The 22,088-nt window shown below is 64.2% G+C and carries 21 protein-coding genes and 1 riboswitch; of the genes, 14 read left to right on the forward strand and 7 right to left on the reverse strand.

Going from position 1 to position 22,088, the window contains the following annotated elements; genetic code table 11:
* Positions 1–44 precede the first annotated feature (44 nt).
* The 9 genes from AC04SF_RS02280 to AC04SF_RS02320 are packed head-to-tail and all read left to right on the forward strand — an operon-like array spanning position 45 to position 10,292.
* Entirely contained in the window at positions 45–968 is a 924-nt protein-coding gene (locus tag AC04SF_RS02280; RefSeq protein ID WP_023777019.1) for a carbohydrate ABC transporter permease, read from the forward strand.
* Between the two features lie 9 nt (positions 969–977).
* Positions 978–1,835 (forward strand): carbohydrate ABC transporter permease, encoded by an 858-nt coding sequence (locus AC04SF_RS02285; protein WP_488476329.1) that lies wholly within the window; start codon positions 978–980, stop codon positions 1,833–1,835.
* A gap of 2 nt (positions 1,836–1,837) precedes the next feature.
* Complete coding sequence (locus tag AC04SF_RS02290) at positions 1,838–2,956, forward strand: ABC transporter ATP-binding protein (protein WP_488476330.1); 1,119 nt, start codon at positions 1,838–1,840, stop codon at positions 2,954–2,956.
* Positions 2,953–4,077, forward strand: coding sequence for an ABC transporter ATP-binding protein (locus AC04SF_RS02295; RefSeq protein ID WP_488476331.1), 1,125 nt, complete (start codon positions 2,953–2,955; stop codon positions 4,075–4,077). The genes AC04SF_RS02290 and AC04SF_RS02295 overlap by 4 nt, the downstream gene beginning before the upstream one ends.
* Positions 4,077–5,630: an FGGY family carbohydrate kinase gene (locus tag AC04SF_RS02300; protein ID WP_488476332.1), complete on the forward strand. Its 1,554-nt coding sequence runs from the start codon at positions 4,077–4,079 to the stop codon at positions 5,628–5,630. The genes AC04SF_RS02295 and AC04SF_RS02300 overlap by 1 nt, the downstream gene beginning before the upstream one ends.
* Positions 5,631–5,640: 10 nt before the next feature.
* Positions 5,641–6,681 (forward strand): 2-hydroxyacid dehydrogenase, encoded by a 1,041-nt coding sequence (locus AC04SF_RS02305; RefSeq protein WP_488476333.1) that lies wholly within the window; start codon positions 5,641–5,643, stop codon positions 6,679–6,681.
* 44 nt (positions 6,682–6,725) lie between these two features.
* Positions 6,726–8,243, forward strand: a complete 1,518-nt coding sequence (locus tag AC04SF_RS02310; RefSeq protein ID WP_488476334.1) for a glycerol-3-phosphate dehydrogenase — start codon at positions 6,726–6,728, stop codon at positions 8,241–8,243.
* Positions 8,243–9,301, forward strand: coding sequence for a class II aldolase/adducin family protein (locus AC04SF_RS02315; protein ID WP_488476335.1), 1,059 nt, complete (start codon positions 8,243–8,245; stop codon positions 9,299–9,301). Before AC04SF_RS02310 ends, AC04SF_RS02315 begins: the two co-directional genes overlap by 1 nt.
* Positions 9,302–9,350: 49 nt before the next feature.
* Entirely contained in the window at positions 9,351–10,292 is a 942-nt protein-coding gene (locus AC04SF_RS02320) for a sugar phosphate isomerase/epimerase family protein (RefSeq protein ID WP_488476336.1), read from the forward strand.
* Positions 10,293–10,353: 61 nt separating this feature from the next.
* Here the strand turns inward: AC04SF_RS02320 and fba are convergent, their stop codons facing one another.
* A complete protein-coding gene (fba, locus tag AC04SF_RS02325; RefSeq protein WP_010914722.1) occupies positions 10,354–11,418 on the reverse strand; it encodes a class II fructose-bisphosphate aldolase in 1,065 nt (354 codons plus the stop codon).
* Positions 11,419–11,691: 273 nt separating this feature from the next.
* Between fba and AC04SF_RS02330 the strand changes: the two genes are divergently transcribed.
* From AC04SF_RS02330 to derI, 3 genes are all read left to right on the forward strand, one after another.
* A complete protein-coding gene (locus AC04SF_RS02330) occupies positions 11,692–12,462 on the forward strand; it encodes a DeoR/GlpR family DNA-binding transcription regulator (protein WP_488476337.1) in 771 nt (256 codons plus the stop codon).
* A gap of 62 nt (positions 12,463–12,524) precedes the next feature.
* A complete protein-coding gene (locus AC04SF_RS02335) occupies positions 12,525–13,283 on the forward strand; it encodes a triose-phosphate isomerase (RefSeq protein ID WP_488476338.1) in 759 nt (252 codons plus the stop codon).
* Between the two features lie 29 nt (positions 13,284–13,312).
* Positions 13,313–13,753 carry a D-erythrulose-4-phosphate isomerase gene (gene derI / locus AC04SF_RS02340; RefSeq protein ID WP_488476339.1) on the forward strand — a complete coding sequence of 147 codons (441 nt, stop codon included), beginning with the start codon at positions 13,313–13,315 and terminating at the stop codon, positions 13,751–13,753.
* On the opposite strand, the gene dhaL is transcribed toward derI, so the two are convergent.
* From dhaL to AC04SF_RS02360, 4 genes are all read right to left on the reverse strand, one after another.
* Complete coding sequence (dhaL, locus tag AC04SF_RS02345; RefSeq protein WP_488476340.1) at positions 13,750–14,385, reverse strand: dihydroxyacetone kinase subunit DhaL; 636 nt, start codon at positions 14,383–14,385, stop codon at positions 13,750–13,752. The two genes, derI and dhaL, sit on opposite strands and share 4 nt — an antisense overlap.
* A gap of 15 nt (positions 14,386–14,400) precedes the next feature.
* On the reverse strand, positions 14,401–15,414 hold the full coding sequence (locus AC04SF_RS02350; protein WP_488476341.1) for a dihydroxyacetone kinase subunit DhaK: 1,014 nt from the start codon (positions 15,412–15,414) through the stop codon (positions 14,401–14,403).
* Positions 15,415–15,476: 62 nt separating this feature from the next.
* Entirely contained in the window at positions 15,477–15,950 is a 474-nt protein-coding gene (locus AC04SF_RS02355) for a 6,7-dimethyl-8-ribityllumazine synthase (protein WP_488476342.1), read from the reverse strand.
* Positions 15,951–16,027: 77 nt separating this feature from the next.
* A riboswitch (FMN riboswitch) is annotated at positions 16,028–16,176 on the reverse strand.
* Positions 16,177–16,276: 100 nt separating this feature from the next.
* Entirely contained in the window at positions 16,277–17,452 is a 1,176-nt protein-coding gene (locus tag AC04SF_RS02360) for an MFS transporter (RefSeq protein WP_488476343.1), read from the reverse strand.
* 48 nt (positions 17,453–17,500) lie between these two features.
* Between AC04SF_RS02360 and AC04SF_RS02365 the strand changes: the two genes are divergently transcribed.
* Positions 17,501–18,040, forward strand: a complete 540-nt coding sequence (locus AC04SF_RS02365; RefSeq protein ID WP_096455684.1) for an Lrp/AsnC family transcriptional regulator — start codon at positions 17,501–17,503, stop codon at positions 18,038–18,040.
* A 12-nt stretch (positions 18,041–18,052) separates the two neighbouring features.
* Here the strand turns inward: AC04SF_RS02365 and mtnA are convergent, their stop codons facing one another.
* Positions 18,053–19,147: an S-methyl-5-thioribose-1-phosphate isomerase gene (gene mtnA, locus AC04SF_RS02370; RefSeq protein WP_488476344.1), complete on the reverse strand. Its 1,095-nt coding sequence runs from the start codon at positions 19,145–19,147 to the stop codon at positions 18,053–18,055.
* A complete protein-coding gene (mtnK, locus tag AC04SF_RS02375) occupies positions 19,144–20,415 on the reverse strand; it encodes an S-methyl-5-thioribose kinase (RefSeq protein WP_488476345.1) in 1,272 nt (423 codons plus the stop codon). Before mtnK ends, mtnA begins: the two co-directional genes overlap by 4 nt.
* Positions 20,416–20,551: 136 nt before the next feature.
* Here mtnK and AC04SF_RS02380 point away from each other — a divergent pair, with 136 nt between their 5' ends.
* A complete protein-coding gene (locus AC04SF_RS02380; RefSeq protein ID WP_488476669.1) occupies positions 20,552–22,063 on the forward strand; it encodes a sugar ABC transporter ATP-binding protein in 1,512 nt (503 codons plus the stop codon).
* Positions 22,064–22,088: the final 25 nt, after the last annotated feature.

The raw sequence follows: 22,088 nt of genomic DNA on the forward strand, positions 1-22,088 counted from the left end.
GGGCGGCCGGCAGGGCGAAGCGACAGCAACAACGGAGCAGCTCGATGACTGCGGTGGTATCGCAAAGGCCCAAGCCATCCGGCTTCAGGATCAGCAAGCGGGTGCTGCCCTATGTGCTCAGCCTGCCGGCCTTGCTCGTCTGCATCGGCATCCTGATCCCGTTCCTCACCTCGGTCGTCTATTCCTTCCAGCGCTACCGGCTGAGCCAACCCTGGGCGCGGCAGTTCAACTGGGGCGACAACTACATCTCCTTTTTCACCGACCCGAAATTCTGGAACACGCTGAAGGTGTCGCTGCTCTATGCCGGCACCACGGTCGTGCTGGAACTGCTTCTCGGCCTCGCCATCGCCTTGCTGCTGCAGAAGCGCTCGACGCTGAACAATTTCATTTCGATCATGCTGTTGATGCCGTTGATGACGGCGCCCGCACTTGCCGCGCTGATGTGGAAGCTGATGACGAATCCTGGCTTCGGCGTGCTGAGCTATCTCGCCAGCCTGATCGGGCTGCAGGATTTCCGCTGGGCCTCGTCGCCGTCGACGGCGCTGTTCACCGTCGTGCTCGTCGACATCTGGGTCTACACGCCCTTCATCATGATCCTGCTGCTCGCCGGCCTGCGCAGCCTGCCGACCCAGCCCTTCGAGGCGGCGGCGCTGGATGGCGTGCCGAGAAGCTTCGTCTTCTTCCGCATCACGCTGCCGATGCTCACGCCCTACATCCTGACGGCGACTTTGTTCCGGCTGCTTGATTCCATCCAGCAGTTCGACATCATCTATGCCATGACCCAAGGCGGCCCGGGCGACACGCTGACGGTCTTCCAGGTCGAGGCCTATCTCAACTTCTTCCAGTCGACCAATGTCGGCCGCTCGGCGGCGCTGATGATCATCCTGTGGGCGATCACTTATTTCCTCTCCAACATCTTCATCAAGAACTGGCTCAGGCTGCGCGAACGCGCCCGTGGCCAGGCATAGGAGGCCGGGATGGAACACACCTCGTTTCTCGAACGCATCCTGCGCGGCATTGCGCTCACGCTGGTCGTGATCTTCTTCATGTTCCCGATCGTCTGGATCTTCATGATGTCATTCCAGACCAACGAGACGATCCTGCGCATTCCACCACAGCTGATCTTCGAGCCGACGCTGGCCAACTACACCGCGCTGATCACCGGCAAGCTGATGACCGCCGCCGGCACGCTCGACATCGCCTTCATGCGCAACCTCGGGAATTCGGTGTTCCTCTCGGTGACCTCGGTGGCGGTGTCGCTGCTGCTCGGCGTGCCGGCGGCCTATGCCTTCGCGCGGCACAAATTCCGCGGCTCGGAGGACATTGCCTTCACGCTGCTGTCGTTCAAATTCGCGCCGGCGCTCCTGGTGCTGTTGCCGCTCACCCTCTATTTCCAGAAGCTCGGGCTCGCCAACACCTATATCGGGCTGATCTGGGTCTACCAGCTGATCTGCCTGCCGCTGATCCTGTGGATCGTGCGCGGCTACTTCGAGGATATCCCGGCCGACATCGAATATGCCTACCGCATCGGCGGCCATTCCTGGTTCGCCACCTTCCGCAAGATCGCCCTGCCGCTCGCCGGCCCCGGCATCGCCGCCGCCGGCTTGCTCGCCTTCATTTTCGCCTGGAACAATTTCGTCTTCGCGCTGGTGCTGGCCTCGGCCGACAAGCAGCCGGTGACGGTCGGCGCGCTCGCCTTCATCACTTCCTCCGGCATACAGTACGGCCAGATTTCGGCGGCCATCGTGCTCTCGATCACGCCGACGCTAGCGCTCGCCCTCTATGCGCAGCGCTATCTGGTCGAAGGCCTCTCGCTTGGCGCGGTGAAAGGATAGACATGGCCAGCCTCGAACTCAGAAACATCGTCAAGCGCTACAAGAGCCAGACCGTCCTCGACAATCTGTCGCTGACTGTCGCCGACGGTGAAACCCTCGTGCTGTTTGGACCCTCGGGTGCCGGCAAGACGGTGCTGCTCAGGCTCGTTGCCGGCGTCATCGATCCGGATGAGGGTAAGATCTTCATCGGCGGTGACGACATGACTGATGTCGATGCGGAGTTCCGCGGCATCGGCATGGCGTTCCAGAATTTCGCGCTGTTTCCGCATATGACCGCATTCGACAACATCGCCACGCCGCTGGAGGCCAAGCGGTCCTCGCAAGGCGCCATCAAGGCCGGCGTCGAGAGCGTCGCCAAGCTGTTGAAGATCGCCCATGTGCTCAGCCACAAGCCGCGCGCGCTCTCCAACGGCCAGAAGCAGCGCACCGCACTTGCCCGCGCGCTGGTCGGCTCGCCGCCGCTTCTGCTGCTCGACGATCCCTTGCGCAATGTCGACGCCAAGCTGCGTTTCGAGATGCGGCTCGAACTGCCGCGCCTGCTCGCCGATCGCGGTGCCACCGTCGTCTACGTCACCCAGGACTATAAGGAAGCCATGGCACTCGGCGATCGCATCGCTGTCATGTCGCAAGGCGTCATCAGGCAGCTCGGCACGCCCGAGCAGATCTATCGCGAGCCGGCCAATATCGAGATCGCGCGGCTGTTCGGCGACCCCACCATCAACCTTCTCGACGTCAAGCCCGCGCGGGATAGCAGGGGCATTTATGTCGGCCTCTCCAATGTCCAGGTTCATCTCGCCGGTGCTTATGACACGGCGGTCGGCCGCGACTGTGTGATCGGCCTGCGGCCTGAAGCGCTGAGCTTCGTCGAGGAGGGCATCCCGGGCGCCATTCCGGTGACGGTCGAGGCCGAGACGCCGCTCAACGAAAAGATCGTCACATTGGTGCGCACCGTGCGCGGCCGCGAGATCCTGGTTTCGCGCCCGGCCGGAGCGCCGGGGCGCAGCGAGGGCAAGGCCCATATCGCCGTCGACGGCAAGAGTGCCCTGCTGTTCGATCACGCCAGCGGCGACCGCATCGGTTCGAAGAACGTCGTCGCCTTGCGCAATGGAGAAGCGGCATGAGCCAGAGCGCACTCACCATTTCAGGCGTCGACAAGTTCTATGGTCCGATCGACCGGGGCGTGCACGCCGTCAAGAACCTGACGATGGACATCGCCAAAGGCGAGATCGTCGCCCTGCTCGGTTCGTCGGGCTGCGGCAAGACCTCGACACTGCGCATGATCGCCGGTTTCGAGGACGTGTCGCGCGGCGAAATCGCCGTCGCCGGCCGCAAGGTGCACACTCTGGCGCCGGTCAAGCGCAATGTGGCGATGGCCTTCGAAGGTTACTCGCTCTATCCGCCGCTCACCGTGCGCGAGAACATGGCTTTCGCGCTGAAGGCGGCGCGGTTGCCGAAGAGCGAGGTCGACGCCAAGGTCGCCAGCATCGCCAAACTGCTCGAGATCGAGGACATACTGGAGCGCTACCCCAGCTCCATTTCCGGCGGCCAACAGCAACGCGCCAGCCTCGGCCGAGCGTTGATCCGCGAGGCTGATCTGCATCTGCTCGACGAGCCGATGGGGCAGCTCGAACCGCAGCTGCGCGCCGTGCTGCGCGGCCGCATCAAGCATTTCATCAAGGAGCGCGGTCTGACCGCGATCCTGGTCACCCACGACCAGACCGAGGCCAATGCGCTTGCCGACCGCATCGCGGTGATGGAAGGCGGCGTGCTGCAGCAGTTCGACACGCCGGACCGGATCAAGGAGCGCCCGGCGAACCTGTTTACCGGCACCTTCGTTGGCGAACCGCCGATGAACGTCTTCGAGGCGTATGTCGCGACAGCCGCCGGCCGCATCAATCTCAGGCTGCCCGATGGCCTGTCGCTCGACTACGACAAGGACGCCTTCAGCGCTCCGGTGCGCGATCAACTGCTCAGCCGCGAGCGGGTCGTCATCGGCATCAGGCCCTATGCGGTCCGGCGCTCGAAGGAGGGTGTTCCCGCCAGGGTTTCGGCCAATCAGTGGCTTGGCGACCAGACCCATATCGCCGCCGACTTCGCCGGCGGTTCGCTGGTCCTGGTCGAACATGACCGCACCCGCCTCGACCTGGGTGCGCCGATCAATGTCAGCATCGATCCGAAGAACCTGCACGTCTTCGACCAGGCGAGCGGCGAGGCGATCTCGCACGGCATGGAGCTTGCGTGATGCGTGACATACTGATCGGCATCGACGCCGGCACCTCCGTCATCAAATCCATCGCCTTCGACATAAAGGGCCGGCAGATTGCCGCCGCCGCTTTACCGAACCACTATGAAACGTTGCCGGGAGGCGGCGCCGAACAGGATCTTACGCAGACATGGTCCGACGCCGCCACGACCCTTCGCCAGCTCGCCGACAAGGTGCCGGACCTCGCCAGCCGGACGGTGGCGATCGCGGTGACCGGGCAAGGCGACGGCACCTGGCTTATCGACGACAGGGGCGAGCCGGTGGCCAAGGGCTGGCTCTGGCTCGACGCGCGCGCCGCCGCCGTCGTCGAAGAGATCCGCGCGCGGCCCGAGGATCGGCTTCGCTTCGAGAAGACCGGTAGTGGGCTCGCCGCCTGCCAGCAAGGTTCGCAATTCGTCTTCATGAAGCGCACCATGCCCGCAATGCTTGGCAAGGCGGCAACCGCGTTCCACTGCAAGGACTGGCTCTATTTCAAGCTGACCGGCGAACGCGCTACCGATCCGTCCGAGGGCACCTTCACCTTCGGCGATTTCCACACCCGCGACTACAGCGACGAGGTGCTCGACGTGCTTGGCGTCGACGATCTCAGGCATCTGCTGCCGCCGATCGTCGATGGCACAAGGCACAGCACCGCTCTGTCGCAAGCTGCGGCCGACGCCACCGGCATGCTGGCCGGCACACCGGTGGTGCTCGGCTACGTCGACGTCGTCTGTACCGCGCTCGGCGCCGGCCTGCTCGACCGCGAGCGCAAGCCGGGTTGCTCGATCATCGGCTCCACGGGCATGCATATGCGGCTGGCCGAAACTCCCGACGACGTGCAGCTCAACGAAGCGGCGACCGGTTATACGATGGCGATGCCGGCGCCCGGCGTGTTCGCGCAGATGCAGTCGAACATGGCGGCGACGCTCAACATCGACTGGGTGCTTGGGCTAGCCTCCGGCATTCTCGCCTCGCAAGGCATCACCCGCAGCAATGGCGAGATGATCGCTCTGGTCGATGCCTGGATCGCAGCCTCGGAACCGGCCTCGCTGCTCTATCAGCCCTATGTTTCGGAGGCGGGTGAGCGGGGGCCGTTCGTCGATGCCAACGCTAGGGCCGGCTTCGTCGGCATTTCCTCGCGGCACGGTTATGCCGATCTCGTGCGCGCCGTCTTCGAGGGCCTGGCCTTCGCGGCGCGCGATTGCTACGCCGCCATGGGGCCGCTGCCGCGCGAAGTCCGCCTCACCGGCGGCGCGGCCAGAAGCCCGGCGCTGCGCAAGATCCTGGGGGCGGCGCTGGGCGCCGACATTCGCACCAGCGCGCGCGAGGAGGCGGGCGCGGCGGGCGCCGCGATGATCGCCGCGGTCAGCGTCGGCCTTTACAAATCAATGGACGAATGCGTCGGTGAATGGGTGACGCCGCTGCTTGGCGAGGCCGAGCCGAGTGACCGCAACCTCGCCGCGATCTACGACAAGATGACCCCGTCCTACATGTTGGCGCACCAGGCGTTGCGGCCGGTCTGGCGCGCAATGGCGGCATCGCAGGCAAATTGAGAAGTTGAGTATGCGTAAGACAATAGCGATCATTGGCGACAACTTCATGCTTCCGCAGGTGTTCCGTGCGGAAATCGAGAAGGCCGCGAGCGGCGACCTCGACATCAGGACATTGCAGACGGCCTGGCCCGACGAGCCGATGGAGTTCGGCAATCCGTTGCTCGGCCTCGACAAGGTCAAGGAGTATTTCGGCCACCCGGACGAGGTCGTCGATTTCATCGGCGATGCCGAAATCCTCGTCACCCAGCTGGCGCCCCTGTCGGACGGCATGATGCGGCGCCTGCCGACGCTTAAGCTGGTTGCGGTTTCCCGTGGCGGCCCGATCAACATCGACATGGAGGCGGCCAAGGCGCACGGCATCACCGTGGTCAACGTGCCCGGCCGCAACGCGACGGCCGTTGCAGAGTTCACCCTCGGCGCCATCCTGGCCGAGACGCGGCTGATCCGGGTCGGCCACGAGGCCTTGCGCAAGGGCGAATGGCGCGGCGACCTCTACCGCGCCGACCGCACAGGCCGCGAGCTCAACGAAATGACCGTCGGTGTCATCGGCTACGGCAATATCGGCACCAAGGTCGTCCGCCTGCTGCGCGCCTTCGGCTGCCATGTTCTCGTTTGCGACCCTTATGTGCAATTGAGTGCCGAAGACCGCAATGCCGGCGTCGAACTCGTCGCGCTGGACGATCTCCTGTCCCGCTCCGATGTCGTTACGCTGCATCCCCGGGTGACTGAGGAGACGCGCGGCATGATCGGCAAGGACATCATCGCGCGGATGAAGCCGGGAGTGATTCTCATCAACACCGCGCGCGGACCGCTGGTCGACTATGACGCGCTCTACGAGGCACTCGTTTCAGGCCAGATCGCCAGCGCCATGCTGGAGACGTTCGCGGTCGAGCCGGTGCCATCGGACTGGCCGCTGCTGCAGCTTCCCAATGTGACGCTGACGCCCCACATCGCCGGCGCTTCGGTGCGCACCGTCACCTATGCCGCCGAACAGGCCGCCGAAGAGGTGCGCCGCTACCTCGCCGGCTTGCCCCCGGTCAATCCGTGCTGAGGCAGTGGCCATGACTTTTCAAATCGACATCGAGGCCAAGCGACATGAATGGCGGCCCTGAAATCGTCGACCTCTTCGTCATCGGCGGCGGCGTCAATGGCGCCGGCATTGCCCGCGACGCCGCCGGCCGTGGCCTTTCCGTCATCCTGTGCGAAAAGGACGATCTCGCCGAAGGCACCAGTTCGCGCTCCGGCAAGCTCGTCCATGGCGGCCTGCGCTACCTCGAATATTACGAATTCCGCCTGGTGCGCGAAGCGCTGATCGAGCGCGAGGTGCTGCTGGAATCGGCGCCGCACATCATCTGGCCGATGCGCTTCGTGCTGCCGCACAGCCCCGACGACCGGCCGGCCTGGCTGGTGCGGCTTGGCCTGTTCCTCTACGACCATCTCGGCGGCCGCAAGCGGCTGCCGGCGACCCGCACGCTCAATTTGCGCACCGCGCCCGAGGGCGCGCCGATCAAGGATGCGTTCCGGCGCGGCTTCGAATATTCAGACTGCTGGGTCGACGATGCCCGCCTCGTCGTCATCAACGCGCTCGACGCCGCCGAGCGCGGCGCCAGGGTTTTCAGCCGCACCGCCTGCACCGCCGCCCGCCGCGAGGGCGGCCTGTGGCTTGTCGAGATGCAGGACGGCAGGACGGGCATCAGGACGGTGGTTCGGGCCCGCGCGCTGATCAATGCCGCCGGCCCGTGGGTCAACGACATCGTCAACCGCGTTGCCGGCCAGAACTCCACGCGCAATGTGCGCCTGGTCAAGGGCAGCCACATCGTCGTGCCGAAATTCTGGGAGGGGCGGCAGGCCTATCTCATCCAGAACAGCGACAAGCGTGTGATCTTCATCAATCCCTATCAGAACGATCTCGCCCTGATCGGCACCACCGACATCCCTTACGAGGGCCGGCCCGAAGACGTGGCGGCGGATGAGAGCGAGATCGACTACCTGATCAAGGTGGTCAACCGCTATTTCAAGCGCGGCCTTGCGCGCGGCGATTTAGTCTATTCGTTCTCCGGCGTCAGGCCGCTCTATGACGACAATGCCGACAACCCCAGTGCGGTGACCCGCGACTATATTTTCGAGCTTGACGCGCCGAACGCGCAGGCGCCGCTGCTTTCCGTCTTCGGCGGCAAGATCACCACCTTCCGCAAGCTGGCAGAGCATGCGCTGGACAGGATCGCCCCGTTCTTTCCCCATATGGGCAAGCCGTGGACCGCGAAGGCGTATCTGCCCGGCGGCGACATCGCCAATGCCGATTTCGAACAGTTTCTCGGCGACCTCGCAGGCGAATATCCCTGGATGCCGGCATCGCTGCTGAAGCACTATGGCCGGCTCTACGGCACCAGGACACGGGCTTTGGTTGGCGGGGCCCGTTCGCTCGACGAGCTCGGCCGCTGCTTCGGCAAGGATTTCTTCGAGCGCGAGGCCAACTATCTCTTCGACCGGGAATGGGCCGTGACATCGGCCGATATTCTCGAGCGGCGCACCAAGCACGGCCTGCATCTGTCCGCCGAGGAGAGGGCGGCCTTCGAGCATTGGTGCGTTAACCGGCTGGCGAGGGCAGGCTGATGGTCCATCCCGTCGATACCGGCGCCAGCGAATTCCGCATGCTGCGCTCTCTGTCCGCCAGCATCGGCGCCGACCCGTTGTTGGTTCAGGGCGCCGGCGGCAACACCTCCATCAAGCAGTCCGGCGTGCTGTGGATAAAGGCCTCGGGCACCTGGCTGAAGAATGCGCGCGACGACGAGATCATGGTGCCGGTCGCGCTGGCGCCGTTGCTCGATGCCGTGGCGCAGCGGAGCCCGGCGGCGGAGACGGCCGGGCAGTTCACTCTGGCGGAGCTCAACCCTCGCCAGCTGCGGCCCTCCATAGAGACGACGGTGCACGCGCTGCTGCCGCAGAAGATCGTGGTCCACGTCCATTGCGTCGAGACGATTTCGATCGCCGTGCAGGCCGATGCCGAGGCTCTGCTGGAGGAGCGCCTGCGTGGCCTCGATTGGGCTTTCGTGCCCTATCGCCGGCCTGGGCTGCCGCTGGCGCAGGGAATCGCCGAGCGGCTGAAGCCCGCGACCAATGTGCTGGTCCTTGGCAATCATGGGTTGGTGGTCGCCGCCGACACGGTCGCCGAAGCGGCCTTGCTGCTGCAACGGGCGACCGGGCTGCTCGCGCGGCAGCCACGACCGGCCCCGCCGCCTGATCTCGACGCGCTGCTGCGGCTCGCAGCCGGCAGCGACTACCGGCTGCCGGCCTCGGCCGCCGCGCATGCCGTTGCGACCGATCTTGCCAGTTGCCGCATCGCTGCTTCCGGCAGCCTCTATCCGGATCATGTGATCTTCCTTGGCGTCGGCTCGGTGATCGCCGGTCCCGGCGAGGACGCGGCGGCGGTTGTCGCCCGCACCGCGGCGGCGCCGACATCGATCCTCTTTCCCGGCAAGGGCGTGCTGACGCGCCGGGATGCCAATGCTGGCGCCGAAGCGATGGCGCGCTGCCTGGCCGACGTCGCCCAGCGCATCGATGGCGCGGCGCGCGTCAACTACCTCAGCCCGAAGGAGAATGCAGAGCTCTTGAACTGGGACGCCGAAAAATACCGCCAGCAACTCAACCGCGAGGGGGTGACGCTGCAATGACGGCATCTGTCGCCACCAACCTGCGCCAGCGCTGAGGAGGGAACGCGCCTTGGCTTTTACGCTCTCCCTCAACACCAATCCGCTGGTAAACCGTTTTGCTGATCCGGATGACCTGATCGACACCATCGCCTATGACATCGGCATTCGCGACGTGCAGTTCACACATGAATTCGTCAATCCGGGCTGGCCGGCGGCGACGATCGTCAAATTCGTCCGCCTGTTTCGCAACGCGCTCGCCCGCACCGGCGTGCGCGTCACCTCGGGCATGACCGGCCCTTATGGCCGGCTCAATCATTTCGGCCATCCCGACCCCGATGTGCGCCGCTACTATGTCGACTGGTTCAAGACCTTTGCCGACATCTCGGCCGAGCTTGGTGCCAGCGGCATGGGCACCCAATTCGCCATCTTTACCCATCGCGACTTTGACGAGCCAGCGCGCCGCGCGCGGCTGTTCGATATCGCGCTGGATTGCTGGCGCGAGGTCGCCGACCACGCCAGGGCGGCGGGCCTGACCTATCTGTTCTGGGAACCGATGTCGGTCGGCCGCGAATTCGGCCACACCATCGAGAATTGCCGGATGCTGCAAGGCACGATCGACGCCGCCGGCATGGCCATTCCGCTGGAGATGATGGTCGACATCGACCATGGCGACGTCACCTCAAGCAATCCCGCCGACATCGATCCCTATGCCTGGGCCGAGGCCTTTCCCAGGAAATCGCCGATCATCCACGTCAAGCAATCGTCGATGAACAAGGGCGGCCATTGGCCGTTCACCGCAACCTACAACAAGGACGGCCGCATCACGCCGGAGAAGCTGCTGGAGACGGTGCGGCGCGGCGGCGGCACCGACAACGAGATCTGTCTCGAACTGTCGTTCCGCGAGCGCGAGCCGGTCGACCATCAGGTCGTCGCCATGATCCGCGAGTCCGTCGACTACTGGGCGCCGTTCATCGACGCCGGCAGGGCCAGCCTTTTGCCAAAGGGCAAATGAAAAAAGGGCAGGGGCCGATGCGGCTCCTGCCCGTTGAAAGCAGATTTCAAATCAGCCGAACTCAGCCGAATTTCGGATCGAGGCTGCCCGACTTGTAGCGCTTGGCCATTTCCGAGACCGGCAGCGGCTTGATCTTCGGCGCATTGCCGGCGGTGCCGAACTGTTCGAAACGCTCCTTGCAGAGCTTGCGCATCGCCGCCATCGCCGGCGTCAGATATTTGCGCGGATCGAACTCGCTCGGGTTTTCCGTCAGCACCTTGCGGATTGCGCCGGTCAGCGCCATGCGGTTGTCGGTGTCGATGTTGATCTTGCGCACGCCATGCTTGATGCCGCGCTGGATCTCTTCCACCGGCACGCCCCAGGTCGGCTTCATCTGGCCGCCATATTTGTTGATGATCTCCTGCAGGTCCTCCGGCACCGAGGACGAACCGTGCATGACCAGATGCATGTTGGGCAGGCGGCGATGGATTTCCTCGATCACGTTCATCGCCAGCACTGCGCCGTCGGGCTTGCGCGAGAATTTGTAGGCGCCGTGGCTGGTGCCCATCGCCACCGCCAGCGCATCGACATGGGTGTCCTTGACGAACTCCACCGCCTGTTCCGGATCGGTCAAGAGCTGGTCGTGGCTGATCGCGCCTTCGACGCCGTGGCCGTCTTCCTGCTCGCCGCCGCCGCTCTCCAGCGAGCCGAGCACGCCGATCTCACCTTCGACCGAGACACCGCCCCAATGCGCCATGTCGACGACGCGCTTGGTGATGCCCGAATTGTAGGCGTAATCGGCCGGCGACTTGCCGTCTTCCTTGAGCGAGCCGTCCATCATCACCGAGGTGAACCCATACTGGATCGCGGTGACGCAGGTGGCTTCGTTGTTGCCATGGTCGAGATGCATGCAGACCGGGATGTCGGGGTGGATTTCGACCAGCGCGTCGATCAGCTTGGCCAGCACCACGTCATTGGCATAGGCGCGCGCACCGCGGCTTGCCTGCAGGATGACAGGCGATTTGGTCTCTTCCGCCGCCTCCATGATGGCGAGGCCCTGTTCCATGTTGTTCATGTTGAAGGCCGGCACGCCATAGCCGTATTCAGCAGCGTGATCGAGCAATTGTCTCAATGTGATGCGAGCCAACGAATAGTCTCCCGTATCTGGTTTCAAACCTGGTGGTTGCGGGCTGTCCGCGCATCGTCCAGCCCACCGATGCTTCTGGCCGGATTTCCACGCAACCGCAACCGTGACAGACCGTCCCGGCAGCAATTCTTGTTACAGCGCCGCGATCAGGGCAAGCGGAATATCTCAAGATATTATCCCATTATCACAAAATATTTGATACTTTTGCGACGATAGCTGTTATATCTACGATCCCATCAAGGAGCTACGCTTCGGCGTTTTCGGTCAGCGGTGATGAAGAGCGACATCAGGCGGCAAGGCATCATGGAGTTTCTGATGGACGCCGGTCAGGCCGGCGTCGACGACCTCGCCTTGCGTTTTGGCGTCTCGAAAATGACCGTGCACCGCGACCTTGACGATCTCGAGGAAAGCGGTTTCCTGCGCAAGGTGCGCGGCGGCGCTTCGATCCAGCCGAGCAGTCTGTTCGAAAGCGATTTGCGCTACCGGCAGAAGCAGGCGACCGAGGAAAAGCAGCGCCTCGCGGCGGCGGCCGTGGCCATGATCGAACCCGGCCAGACGGTGATCATCGACGACGGTTCGACGGCGGGCGGCATTGCACGCCATCTCGCCGACTTGCGGCCGCTGACGGTGATCTCCAACAATCTCTCCGTCATCCAGGACCTGTCCGGCGCCGGCGGCATCAACCTGATCGCGCTCGGCGGCCAATACAGCAAGAAATTCCACGGCTTCTTCGGCCTGTTGGCAGAGGCTTCGCTCAAATCGCTGCGCGCCGACGTCGCCTTCCTGTCCTCATCCGCCATCCATGGTGCTTCCGCCTTCCACCAGGACCAGGAAGTCGTGCAGGCCAAGCGGCTGATGATGGCGGCGGCGACCCGCAAATATCTCCTGGTCGATCATGGCAAGTTCGGCCGCACGGCGCTGCATTTTCTCACCGACCTCAGCGCATTCGACACCGTCTTCACCGGCCGTGCGCCCGAGCCGGGAATGCGCGCGGCGCTGGATGCCGCCGGCGTTTCGCTGACGGTTATCGACAAGGGATCATGATTCCGACAGCGGGAGCTCCCGTGGGAAGCTGATCGCCAAGCAAAAAGTATGGAGCAGTACGCGTGGTTTACTGGGTAGGCACAAGCTGGAAGATGAACAAGACGCTCGCCGAGGCGCTTGATTTTGCGGAGCGCCTGGCCGGCTTCATTCCCGGTTTTGATGACCGCATCCAGCCCTTCATCATCCCGCCTTTCACGGCGGTGCGCGAGGTCAAGCGGGCACTGTCGTCGACGCGCATCAAGGTCGGCGCGCAGAACATGCATTGGGCCGATGCCGGCGCCTGGACCGGCGAGATCTCGCCGCCGATGCTGAAAGACTGCGGGCTCGATCTGGTCGAACTCGGCCACAGCGAACGGCGCGAGCATTTTGGCGAGACGGATCGAACCGTCGGCCTGAAGACGGCGGCTGCGGTGAAGCACGGCTTGATACCGCTGATCTGTGTCGGCGAGACGCTGGCCGAGCGCGAAGGCGGCAAGGCCGACGCCGTGTTGAGCGCCCAGGTTGAGGGCGCGCTGCAATTCCTCGAAGGCGAGGCGAAGGGCGCAAAAATCCTGTTCGCTTACGAGCCGGTCTGGGCGATCGGCGACAAGGGCATTCCGGCCAGCGCCGACTATGCCGACAAGCAGCAGGCATTGATAAAGACAGTGGCCGGCGGCCTGCTGCCGTCAGTGCCGCCGGTGCTCTATGGCGGCAGCGTCAACCCCGGCAATGCCGCCGAACTGGTCGGCCAGCCCAATATAGACGGCCTCTTCATCGGCCGCTCCGCCTGGCAGGCGGACGGCTACATCGACATTCTGCGCCGCGCCTCGGCGGCGATCTGAAATCATCCAAACACGAAAGGGAAAAACCCATGAAAATAGCCATTGGAGCCGACAGCGCCGGCAAGCCGCTGCTTGACGTCATCGCCGCACACCTTGCGACCAAGCCGGGCCTCATCGTCAGCGACCTCAGCCAGGCCGGCTACTATGCCGACCTGTCGCAAAAGCTCGCCCAGACCATCATCGACGGCGAGAACGAGCGCGGCATCCTGTTCTGCGGCACCGGCATCGGCGTCTCGATCTCGGCCAACAAGGTGCCGGGCATTCGTGCCGCGCTTACCCACGACACCTATTCGGCCGAGCGGGCGGCGAAATCCAACAACGCCCAGATCATCACCATGGGCGCCCGTGTCATCGGCCCGGAACTGGCCAAGGCGATCGTCGACACCTGGCTGGCGTCGGAGTTCGACGAGAAGGGGCCGTCGGCCGGCAATGTCCAGGCGATCGACAGGCTCGACGCAGCGAAGGCCTAACCCAGGCTCTTGCGTATCGCTGCGATGACGGTGACGGCAGACGCCGCGCCCGGGTCCATATGGCCAAGCGACCGCTCGCCGAGCCGCGAGGAGCGGCCCTTGGCGGCGATCATGTCCTTGGTCGCTTCAGCCCCAGACTCGGCGGCGGCAAGGGCCGCCTCGAGGCTCTGAGCCAAAGTCTTGCCGGCGACATTGGCTGCGGCGGCCGCTTCGGCCGCCGGCTGCCAGGCGTCGACCATCGTCTTTTCGCCGGGTTCGGCCTTGCCGCGATCCTTGATGCCTTGCGCCATGGCCTGGAACAGCGCGATGAAATCCGCGTCCACCAGCGTCGCCTTGCCCTTGACGGCGGAAGCCGCGCGCATGAAGGCCGTCGCGTAGAGCGGGCCTGACGAGGCGCCGACGGCATTGAGGAACGATTTCGCCGTGGTGTTGAGCAACGCTGTCGGCTCGGTCACCGAAAGGTCAAGCGGCGCCAGCGCATCGCGCACGGCGTTGAAGCCGAGCGCCATGGCAATGCCGTGGTCGGCGTCGCCAATGACGCCGTCGAGCTGGCAGAGCCTGTCCCTGTCGGCCTCGATCGCCACCGCGATGGCGTCAAACATTCTTTTCAGGTCAGCGGCGTCGATGGTCACGGGAACGCTCTTTCGTCAGCCGGCACGGAACATCGCGCAATCACAGGGGTGGTCGAGCATGGTCTGCAATTCCTCATCGAGATGAAAAAGCGTCACCGAGGCGCCGGCCATTTCCAGCGACGTGCAGTAATTGCCGACCCAGGTCGCGTGGATGGAAACACCGATGTCATCGAGCCGCTGCTTGACCCGCCGGTTCATGATGTAGAGTTCCATCAGCGGCGTCGAGCCGAGTGAATTGACCAGCACCGCGACCTTGTCGCCGCGCTTCGGCGCCATCTCGGCAAAAATCTTGTCCAGCATCTCGTCGGTGATTTCGTCGGCGGTCCTGAGCTTGCCGCGGGCGATGCCGGGTTCGCCATGGATGCCCATGCCGATCTCCATCTCGTCCGCGCCGATCTCGAAATTCGGCCGCCTTGTCTGCGGTAGCGAGCAGGGCGACAGCGCGACGCCCATGGTGAAAGTGTGGTCGTTGGCCTTGCGCGCGATACGTTCGACTTCGTCCAGGGAGAGCATGCGGTCGCAGGCCGCACCGGCCGCCTTGAAGATGAAGAAATTGCCGGCGACACCACGGCGCTTCTGCCGCTGGTCGCGCGGTGCCGAGGCGACGTCGTCGGTGGTCAGCACGGTGCGCACCTCGATGTCGTCCATCGCTGCCATTTCGGCCGCCATGTCGAAATTCATCACGTCGCCGGCATAGTTGCCGTACATGAACAGCACACCGGCGCCGCCGCTGACGGCCTTGGCGCATTCCAGGATCGGATCGGGCGGCGGCGAGGCGAAGACGTTGCCGATGGCCGCCGCGTCCGCCAGTCCCTTGCCGACAAAGCCGAGAAAGGTCGGCTCATGGCCGGAACCGCCGCCGATGACGAGGCCGACCTTGCCGGGCCGTGGCCCGTCACGGGCGATGATCGAGCGCGGGCTGCCGTCCACGCTCCTGAGATGGCGAGGATGCGCAGCGAGGATCCCTTCGAGCATCTCGTCGACGGCACGGTTGCCGTCATTGATGATCTTCTTGGTCTGCACCGGCATCCTCCCGACTTTTCGCAAATACTACCGGGTGTTATCGCGATTTCCACCCGGCCGGGAAGATTTCATGCCGCGATCTTTTCCCGTGCGGCGAGAATTTCCACACAGGCCTTGGCCGCTTCCTTGCCCTTGACGGTGAAGTGCTCGAAGAAGAAGCGGTGGTGCTCGGCGCTGTCGTGGTAGTTATGCGGCGTCAGCACAGCCGAAAGCACCGGAACGCCGGTCGACAACTGTACGTTCATCATACCGTCGATGACGGCGCTGGCGACGAACTCATGCCGGTAGATGCCGCCATTGACGACGAACGCCGTGCCGAGGATCGCGGCATAGCGGCCGGTCTCAGCCAAGGTCTTGGCATGTAGCGGGATCTCGTAGGCGCCGGGTACGTCGAAGACTTCGACGGCGAAGCGGCCGCCTCGGATGTCGGCCAGTTCCGCCTCGAAGGCATGTACGCATTGGTCGACGATGTCGGCGTGCCAGCGCGCCCTGATTACGGCGATGCGAACAGTTTCATAGTCTTTGTGGGAATGCTGATTCATGGGTCCATCCTTCCGTTTCGAACCAGAATCAGGACGCACGATACGGAATCCGTCCCGCCAAGGCGATCCGTTTTCCGTTTCGTTCTCTTTCATCCGGACTCTAACCGTCGGCTCCGGAATCACACCGGATCTGCTGACCTTTCCAATTGTCTTGGAAAGCGCTCGCGGGCTTGGGCTTGAGGCCCTTACCGCCGGTGGGGACTTTCACCCCGCCCTGAGAACATTAACGCGGCTTGTATGAAAGGGCAGGGCGCGGCTGTCAACCGCATGACAGGCCGGTGGCCAATCACGTTCTGTCGACTGGAGCAATGGCGCGAAAAACCGCTTTATCGTGCGCGCCACGCCGCTGCCGCCGCGGCAACCAGCATCAGCAGTGCCGCAACCATCGCGCAGATGGCAAAGCCGAAGCTGGAATAGATCGGCCCGAAGCCGGTGGTGCCGATAAAGACCGCCAGATAGGTGACCGAGCTGTTCAGGCCCATGATTGTGCCGCGCCGCGAGGGGTCGAGTGCCGAGAGTCGCATTACCAGGACATTCAATCCGAAATGATTGGCAAGCCCCCACACCGCCACCATGGCGAGCGTCAGGCCGAAACTGTCACTCGTCGCGGCAATGGCGACATAGACGGCGGCGACAAGAAGATAGGCGAACGGCATGACGCGCCGCGCACCAAGCCGGTCGATCACGCCGTCGAGCAGAGCAGCCGTGCCAAAACCGATGCCATAGGCGAGTGCGGCCCAGCCATTGGCGCTTACCGGCTTGCCCAGCCCAGTGTGAAGGTGATCGCCGAGATAGCCGTAGACCCCGTAGAAGGCGGTCATGAAGGCCGCACAGGCGATCAGAAGCGGCACAATGCCGGGAATGCTGAGCGCTGCCAGCGGTGTCGGCGCCGGGCCGCTCTTCCTGACGTCACTCAGTGACGTCATGGTGAGGCTGGCCAGCGCCAGCAGTGCAAGCACCGCGACGGCTGCGAAGACGGCGCGCCAGTGCACGAGGTCGGCAAGCACGGCCGACAGCGAGACGCCGGCCACCATGCTGAGCGTCCATCCGGTCAGCACGACGCCGATGGTGCCGCTTTCGCGGCCGGGCGGCGCGATCGCCGCCGAACTGGCATAGATCGCCGGCATGGCGACACCGGCAGCGATGCCGGCGAGCAATTGTGCCGCGACCAGCATGATCACCGTCGGCGCCACGGTACTGGCGACGAGCGCCAGTGCCAGCAACAGCAATGCCCCTTGCAGCATCCGGCGGGCGCCGAGCCGGTCTATATAGCGGGCCAGGAACAGGGCGCTCGCCGAGGTTCCGAGGCCGAATGCGGCCGCCGCGATCATGACGGTCGGCACGCTGCTTTCGAAGGACGCGGCCACGGCCGGAGCTATCGGCCCCAGCACCAGCGAATTCGAGCCGATCACGGCGATGCATCCGGTCAACAGATAGGCGAGGGCCGGGATCGGCGGCCTGGCATCGGCTTGTAGCGCTGTGGCTTGATTGCTGTTCGACATATCATCATAATGGCCGTATTAAATTCTGTGGCAATCGGGATTGTCGATATGGATGAAGAAACAGATACCATTCCGCGGAACACGCCGGCACCCCGCGATGTCGACGCGATTGACCGAAAAATATTAGGCGTTCTCGTCGACGACGCCACGGTCAGCTATGCCGAACTCGGCGATCGGGTCGGCCTCTCGCCGCCAGCCGCCCATGAACGGGTCAAGCGCCTTCGGCGCAGCGGTGCCATTCGCGGCACCATGGCCATCATCGACCCCAAGGCGGTGAAGAAACCGCTGCTCGCCTTCGTGCACATCGACACCAGGGGCTGGGGCAAGACCCCGGAGCTGATGGCGGTTTCGCAGTATCCGGAAGTCGAGGAGATCCACACCGTCGCCGGTGACACCTGCATGTTGCTGAAGGTCCGCACCGAAGATACGAGAGCGCTGGAAGGCCTGCTCGCGCGCCTCTACGAAACGCCCGGCGTCACCTCGACCCGCAGCTATGTGGTGCTGTCGACCTATCTCGAGCGTCCGGTGCAGCCTGGCGTCACCGAGACGTGGCCGACGCCCAACCACATGAGCAAGCCGCTGTATTAACCGGCATCGGCGCTATCCGCGCTCCGGGAACATCGCCTTCAAGCCCTCGCGCGAGGCTTTGGCGACGCCGCGTTCGGTGATCAGCCCGGTCACCAGTCGCGCCGGGGTCACGTCGAAAGCCGGGTTCGCGGCCGGCGTCGCTTCGGGTGAGATTCGCACCTGAGCGATTTCGCCATCGGCGGTCTTGCCCCAGACCAGCGAGACCTCGTCGGCCGAACGCTGCTCGATCGGAATCTCGTTCAGCCCATCATGCACCATCCAGTCGATGGTCGGCGACGGCAGCGCGACATAGAACGGCACGTCATTGTCGGCGGCGGCGAGCGCCTTCAAATAGGTGCCGATCTTGTTGCAGACATCGCCGTCGGCGGTGGTGCGGTCGGTGCCGACGATGACCATGTCGATCGCGCCGCGCTGCATCAGATGGCCACCGGCATTGTCGACGATGAGCGTGTGCGGCACACCGTGGCCGGCCATCTCCCAGGCAGTGAGCTGAGCACCCTGGTTGCGCGGCCGCGTCTCGTCGACATAGACGTGGACCGGGATGCCGGCTTCCGTTGCCAGATAGATCGGCGCGGTAGCGGTGCCGTAATCGACGGTCGCCAGCCAGCCCGCGTTGCAATGGGTGAGAATGTTGACCGTCTCGCCCGGCTGCTTGCGCGCGGCGATCGCCTTGATGATGGCGAGACCATTCTCGCCGATGGCGCGATTCAGCCCGACATCCTCGTCGGCGATCTCGGCCGCGCGCCGATAGGCGGCCGCGGCGCGTTGTGCTGTCGGCAGCGGCTTGAGGAAGCGCCGCATCTCGTCAAGCGCCCAGCGCAGATTGATCGCCGTCGGGCGCGTCTCGTGCAGCGTCTCCCAGACGGCATCGAGCGCCGCGTCGGACGGATCGTCCGCCATCTGCATGGCGACGCCATAGGCCGCCGTGACGCCGATGAGCGGCGCGCCGCGCACCCACATGTCGCGGATCGCCGTGGCAATGCCGGTGACAGTGCGGATCGTCTCGATGCGGAAATCATGCGGCAGCCAGCGCTGGTCGATGATCTCAACCGAACGTCCGTCGTCGCTCAGCCAGATGGTGCGATAGTGGCGCTCGCCGACGTTCAAATGCTGCTCTCCTGTTCGATCAACGCGGCCAGGGTGTTGACCTCGTCGATGCTGTGAATCTGGCGCCGGTTGACGGCGATGTGACGGCCGAATTTCAGCGCCTTCGCCTCGCAGGAGGCGCGCAGATCCTCGTCGGCGATGGTCTCGAAATCGCCATTGTGGGCGAGGCCGAGGATGCGCCGATGCACCTCAATGCCGGCAAAGCCGAGCAGATCGGTCCAGATCTGGTGCAGTACATGGTCGAGCGCCTGTTCCGCACCCAGCCTGTCGCCCTGATCCTCGAACAGGCTTTTTTGATAGAGCATGCCGGTGCGCTCGCTGCGCCACAGATGCGAGAACTCGGCGCGGAACACCATCCATGTCTCTGCGGTGACCCCAAGCAGATAGGCACGCATAGCATCGCGTTTGCCCTCCTGTTCGTGTCCGCGCTGTGAGAAGAAGGACATCCAGAAATTGGCGAGCAGCATGCCGACATCGAACGCCATCGGTCCGTAGAAGGCGAACTCCGGATCGATCATCCGGGTCTCCTGGTCGGTGACCATGATCGAGCCGGAATGCAGATCGCCATGCAGCAGCGTTTCGGCATTGGCGGCGAAGATGTGCTTCAGCCGTTGCGCCTCGACCTTGAGGTCGCGGTCGGCGCGCAGTTCGGTGACGAGGCCGTCGAGCTGCGGCGTATGCCGGTTCATCTTGGCGTCGAAATAGGGATCGGAAAACACCAGGTTCTCGGTGATGTCGCAGAGGTCGACATTGTCGGCGAACAGCGCCAGATCGGCCTTGCGATCCTTGGTCACCATCGACAGGTCGGAACCACGAAACAAAGTGCGGGCCATGAACAGGCCGATATCCCTGGCGATGTTCGGCAGCTGGCGTCCCTCGATCAGGGCGCGCCTGAGAATGATATGCGGCGGCGCCAGATACTCCATGATGATCAGCGCCTGGCCTTCATCGAAGTAATAGATTGCCGGCACGGAGCCGGGTGCGCGCGCCTCTTGCCTGGTCAGCGCATGATATTCGAAGAAGGAGCGCTTCAGCGGCAGCGGCCAGCTGTCGCCGACCAGGCGGACATAGGGCAAGGCCTGCTTGATCACAGCCGCACCACTGGCGCCTTCGACGATGAACACGAGGTTCAGATTGCCGTCGCCGACCTCACGGACTTTCCACTGTGTCGTGTCCCGGCCGATCTTGGCGCACAGCGCCTCGTTCGCCCCGAGGCGCGTTGCAAGCGTCTCCACCGACAGTGCTTCGAACGGCAATTTCCCAGTCATCGTCATCCTCTCGCTTATGCGCTCCGAACATAACGGAGGCATGGCGGCTGGGCCAAGCTAGGAAGCGATCTGGCAATTGTCAATCGTGTTGACAATTGCCGACATAGCCCATAGCGTCATGGTCAGGGAGGAACGCATGGTCGGCAATGCCGTGTTCCGTGTAGAGGGACTGAGGAAATCCTTTGGCCGCAACGAGGTGCTTGGCGGCATCTCGCTCGAGCTGCATTCCGGCGAAGTCACCGTGCTGATGGGCGCCAACGGCGCCGGCAAATCCACCCTCGTCAAGATCATCAGCGGCGTCTACGAGTGCGGCGGCGGCACCATGACGCTTGCCGGGCTGGAGTTCATGCCGAACACGCCGGCGGAGGCGATCCGCGCCGGTGTCGTCACCGTGCACCAGAACATCAATGACGGTGTCGTGGCCGACCTCGATGTCGCCACCAATCTGACGCTCGATAGGCTGAGCGGCAAGGGCGTGCCGACCCTGTTCAATCCGGCCCGCGTGCGCCGCGAGGCCAAGGCCGTCGCCGACCGCATGGGTCTGGCCATCGATCTCAAGGCCCGCGTCAACGACCTTTCGCTGGCCGATCGCCAGATGGTGGCGATCGCGCGTGCACTGGCGCATCAGCCGAAAGTGCTGATCCTCGACGAACCGACCTCCTCGCTCTCCAGCGCCGAGGCCGACCGGCTGTTCGCGCTGGTCGACCGGCTGCGCGAGCAAGGCGTGGCGATCCTCTACATCTCGCATCGTATGTCGGACATCAGGCGGCTTGCCGATCGAATCGTCTCGATGCGTGACGGTGTCATCTCCGGTGTCTTCGACACCAAGCCGCTCGACTATGAAGGCGCGGTCAACGCCATGCTCGGTCGTAAGATCCATCTCGACCAGATCGTTGCCCGGAGTTCCGCCAAACCGGTCCTGACGGTCGAAGGCCTGCGAATCGCGCAGGGCGCCAGGCCGATTTCGCTGACGCTTGGCGATGGCGAGGTCGTCGCCATCACCGGCCTCGTCGGTGTCGGCAAGACGGCACTTGCCGAAACGCTGTTCGGCGTGCGCAAGCCGCTCGCCGGCGCCATGACGATGAACGGCAAGCCCTATGCGCCGCGCTCGGCGGGCGATGCAATCGCCGCCGGCGTGTTCCTCGTCGCCAAGGATCGCGCCACCAGCGGCATCGTCGGCGGCTTCAACATCGAGCGCAATGTCAGCCTGCCATTCCTCAAGCGCATGTCTAGCCTGAGCGTGCTCAAGCGCCGCCTCGAACGCGCCACCGCACGCCGGCAGATCGAGGAGCTCAGCATCGTCTGCCGCTCCGAGAAGGACGAGATGTCTGCATTGTCAGGCGGCAACCAGCAGAAGGTCATGGTCGCCCGCTGGATGGCGCAAGACGCAAAGCTGTTCATCCTCGACGAGCCGTTTCAGGGCGTCGACATCTCCGCCAGGCGCGACATCGCCGCCAAGCTGAGGGCAAGCGCCCATGGCCGCGCGACGCTCTTGTTCGTCACCGAACTCGACGAGGCGCTGGAGACGGCCGACCGCATTTTGGTGATGTCGGAACACACAATCGTCGGCGAACACCGCAATGCCGAAGTCGATCTTGATCGCCTGCTGGCCGAGGTCGCCGGCGGGCCACTACACAGCGCGGCCTGAGCGTGGCGGTCGACAGAATTGGAAT

The organism is Mesorhizobium sp. CNPSo 4671 (genome assembly GCF_057784245.1).

Coding starts and splice junctions, on each gene's coding strand:
- AC04SF_RS02280 (WP_023777019.1), top strand. CDS start 45: ATGACTGCGGTGGTATCGCAAAGGCCCAAGCCATCCGGCTTCAGGATC.
- AC04SF_RS02285 (WP_488476329.1), top strand. CDS start 978: ATGGAACACACCTCGTTTCTCGAACGCATCCTGCGCGGCATTGCGCTC.
- AC04SF_RS02290 (WP_488476330.1), top strand. CDS start 1,838: ATGGCCAGCCTCGAACTCAGAAACATCGTCAAGCGCTACAAGAGCCAG.
- AC04SF_RS02295 (WP_488476331.1), top strand. CDS start 2,953: ATGAGCCAGAGCGCACTCACCATTTCAGGCGTCGACAAGTTCTATGGT.
- AC04SF_RS02300 (WP_488476332.1), top strand. CDS start 4,077: ATGCGTGACATACTGATCGGCATCGACGCCGGCACCTCCGTCATCAAA.
- AC04SF_RS02305 (WP_488476333.1), top strand. CDS start 5,641: ATGCGTAAGACAATAGCGATCATTGGCGACAACTTCATGCTTCCGCAG.
- AC04SF_RS02310 (WP_488476334.1), top strand. CDS start 6,726: ATGAATGGCGGCCCTGAAATCGTCGACCTCTTCGTCATCGGCGGCGGC.
- AC04SF_RS02315 (WP_488476335.1), top strand. CDS start 8,243: ATGGTCCATCCCGTCGATACCGGCGCCAGCGAATTCCGCATGCTGCGC.
- AC04SF_RS02330 (WP_488476337.1), top strand. CDS start 11,692: ATGAAGAGCGACATCAGGCGGCAAGGCATCATGGAGTTTCTGATGGAC.
- derI (WP_488476339.1), top strand. CDS start 13,313: ATGAAAATAGCCATTGGAGCCGACAGCGCCGGCAAGCCGCTGCTTGAC.
- AC04SF_RS02350 (WP_488476341.1), bottom strand. CDS start 15,414: ATGCCGGTGCAGACCAAGAAGATCATCAATGACGGCAACCGTGCCGTC.
- AC04SF_RS02355 (WP_488476342.1), bottom strand. CDS start 15,950: ATGAATCAGCATTCCCACAAAGACTATGAAACTGTTCGCATCGCCGTA.
- AC04SF_RS02360 (WP_488476343.1), bottom strand. CDS start 17,452: ATGTCGAACAGCAATCAAGCCACAGCGCTACAAGCCGATGCCAGGCCG.
- AC04SF_RS02365 (WP_096455684.1), top strand. CDS start 17,501: ATGGATGAAGAAACAGATACCATTCCGCGGAACACGCCGGCACCCCGC.
- mtnK (WP_488476345.1), bottom strand. CDS start 20,415: ATGACTGGGAAATTGCCGTTCGAAGCACTGTCGGTGGAGACGCTTGCA.
- AC04SF_RS02380 (WP_488476669.1), top strand. CDS start 20,552: ATGGTCGGCAATGCCGTGTTCCGTGTAGAGGGACTGAGGAAATCCTTT.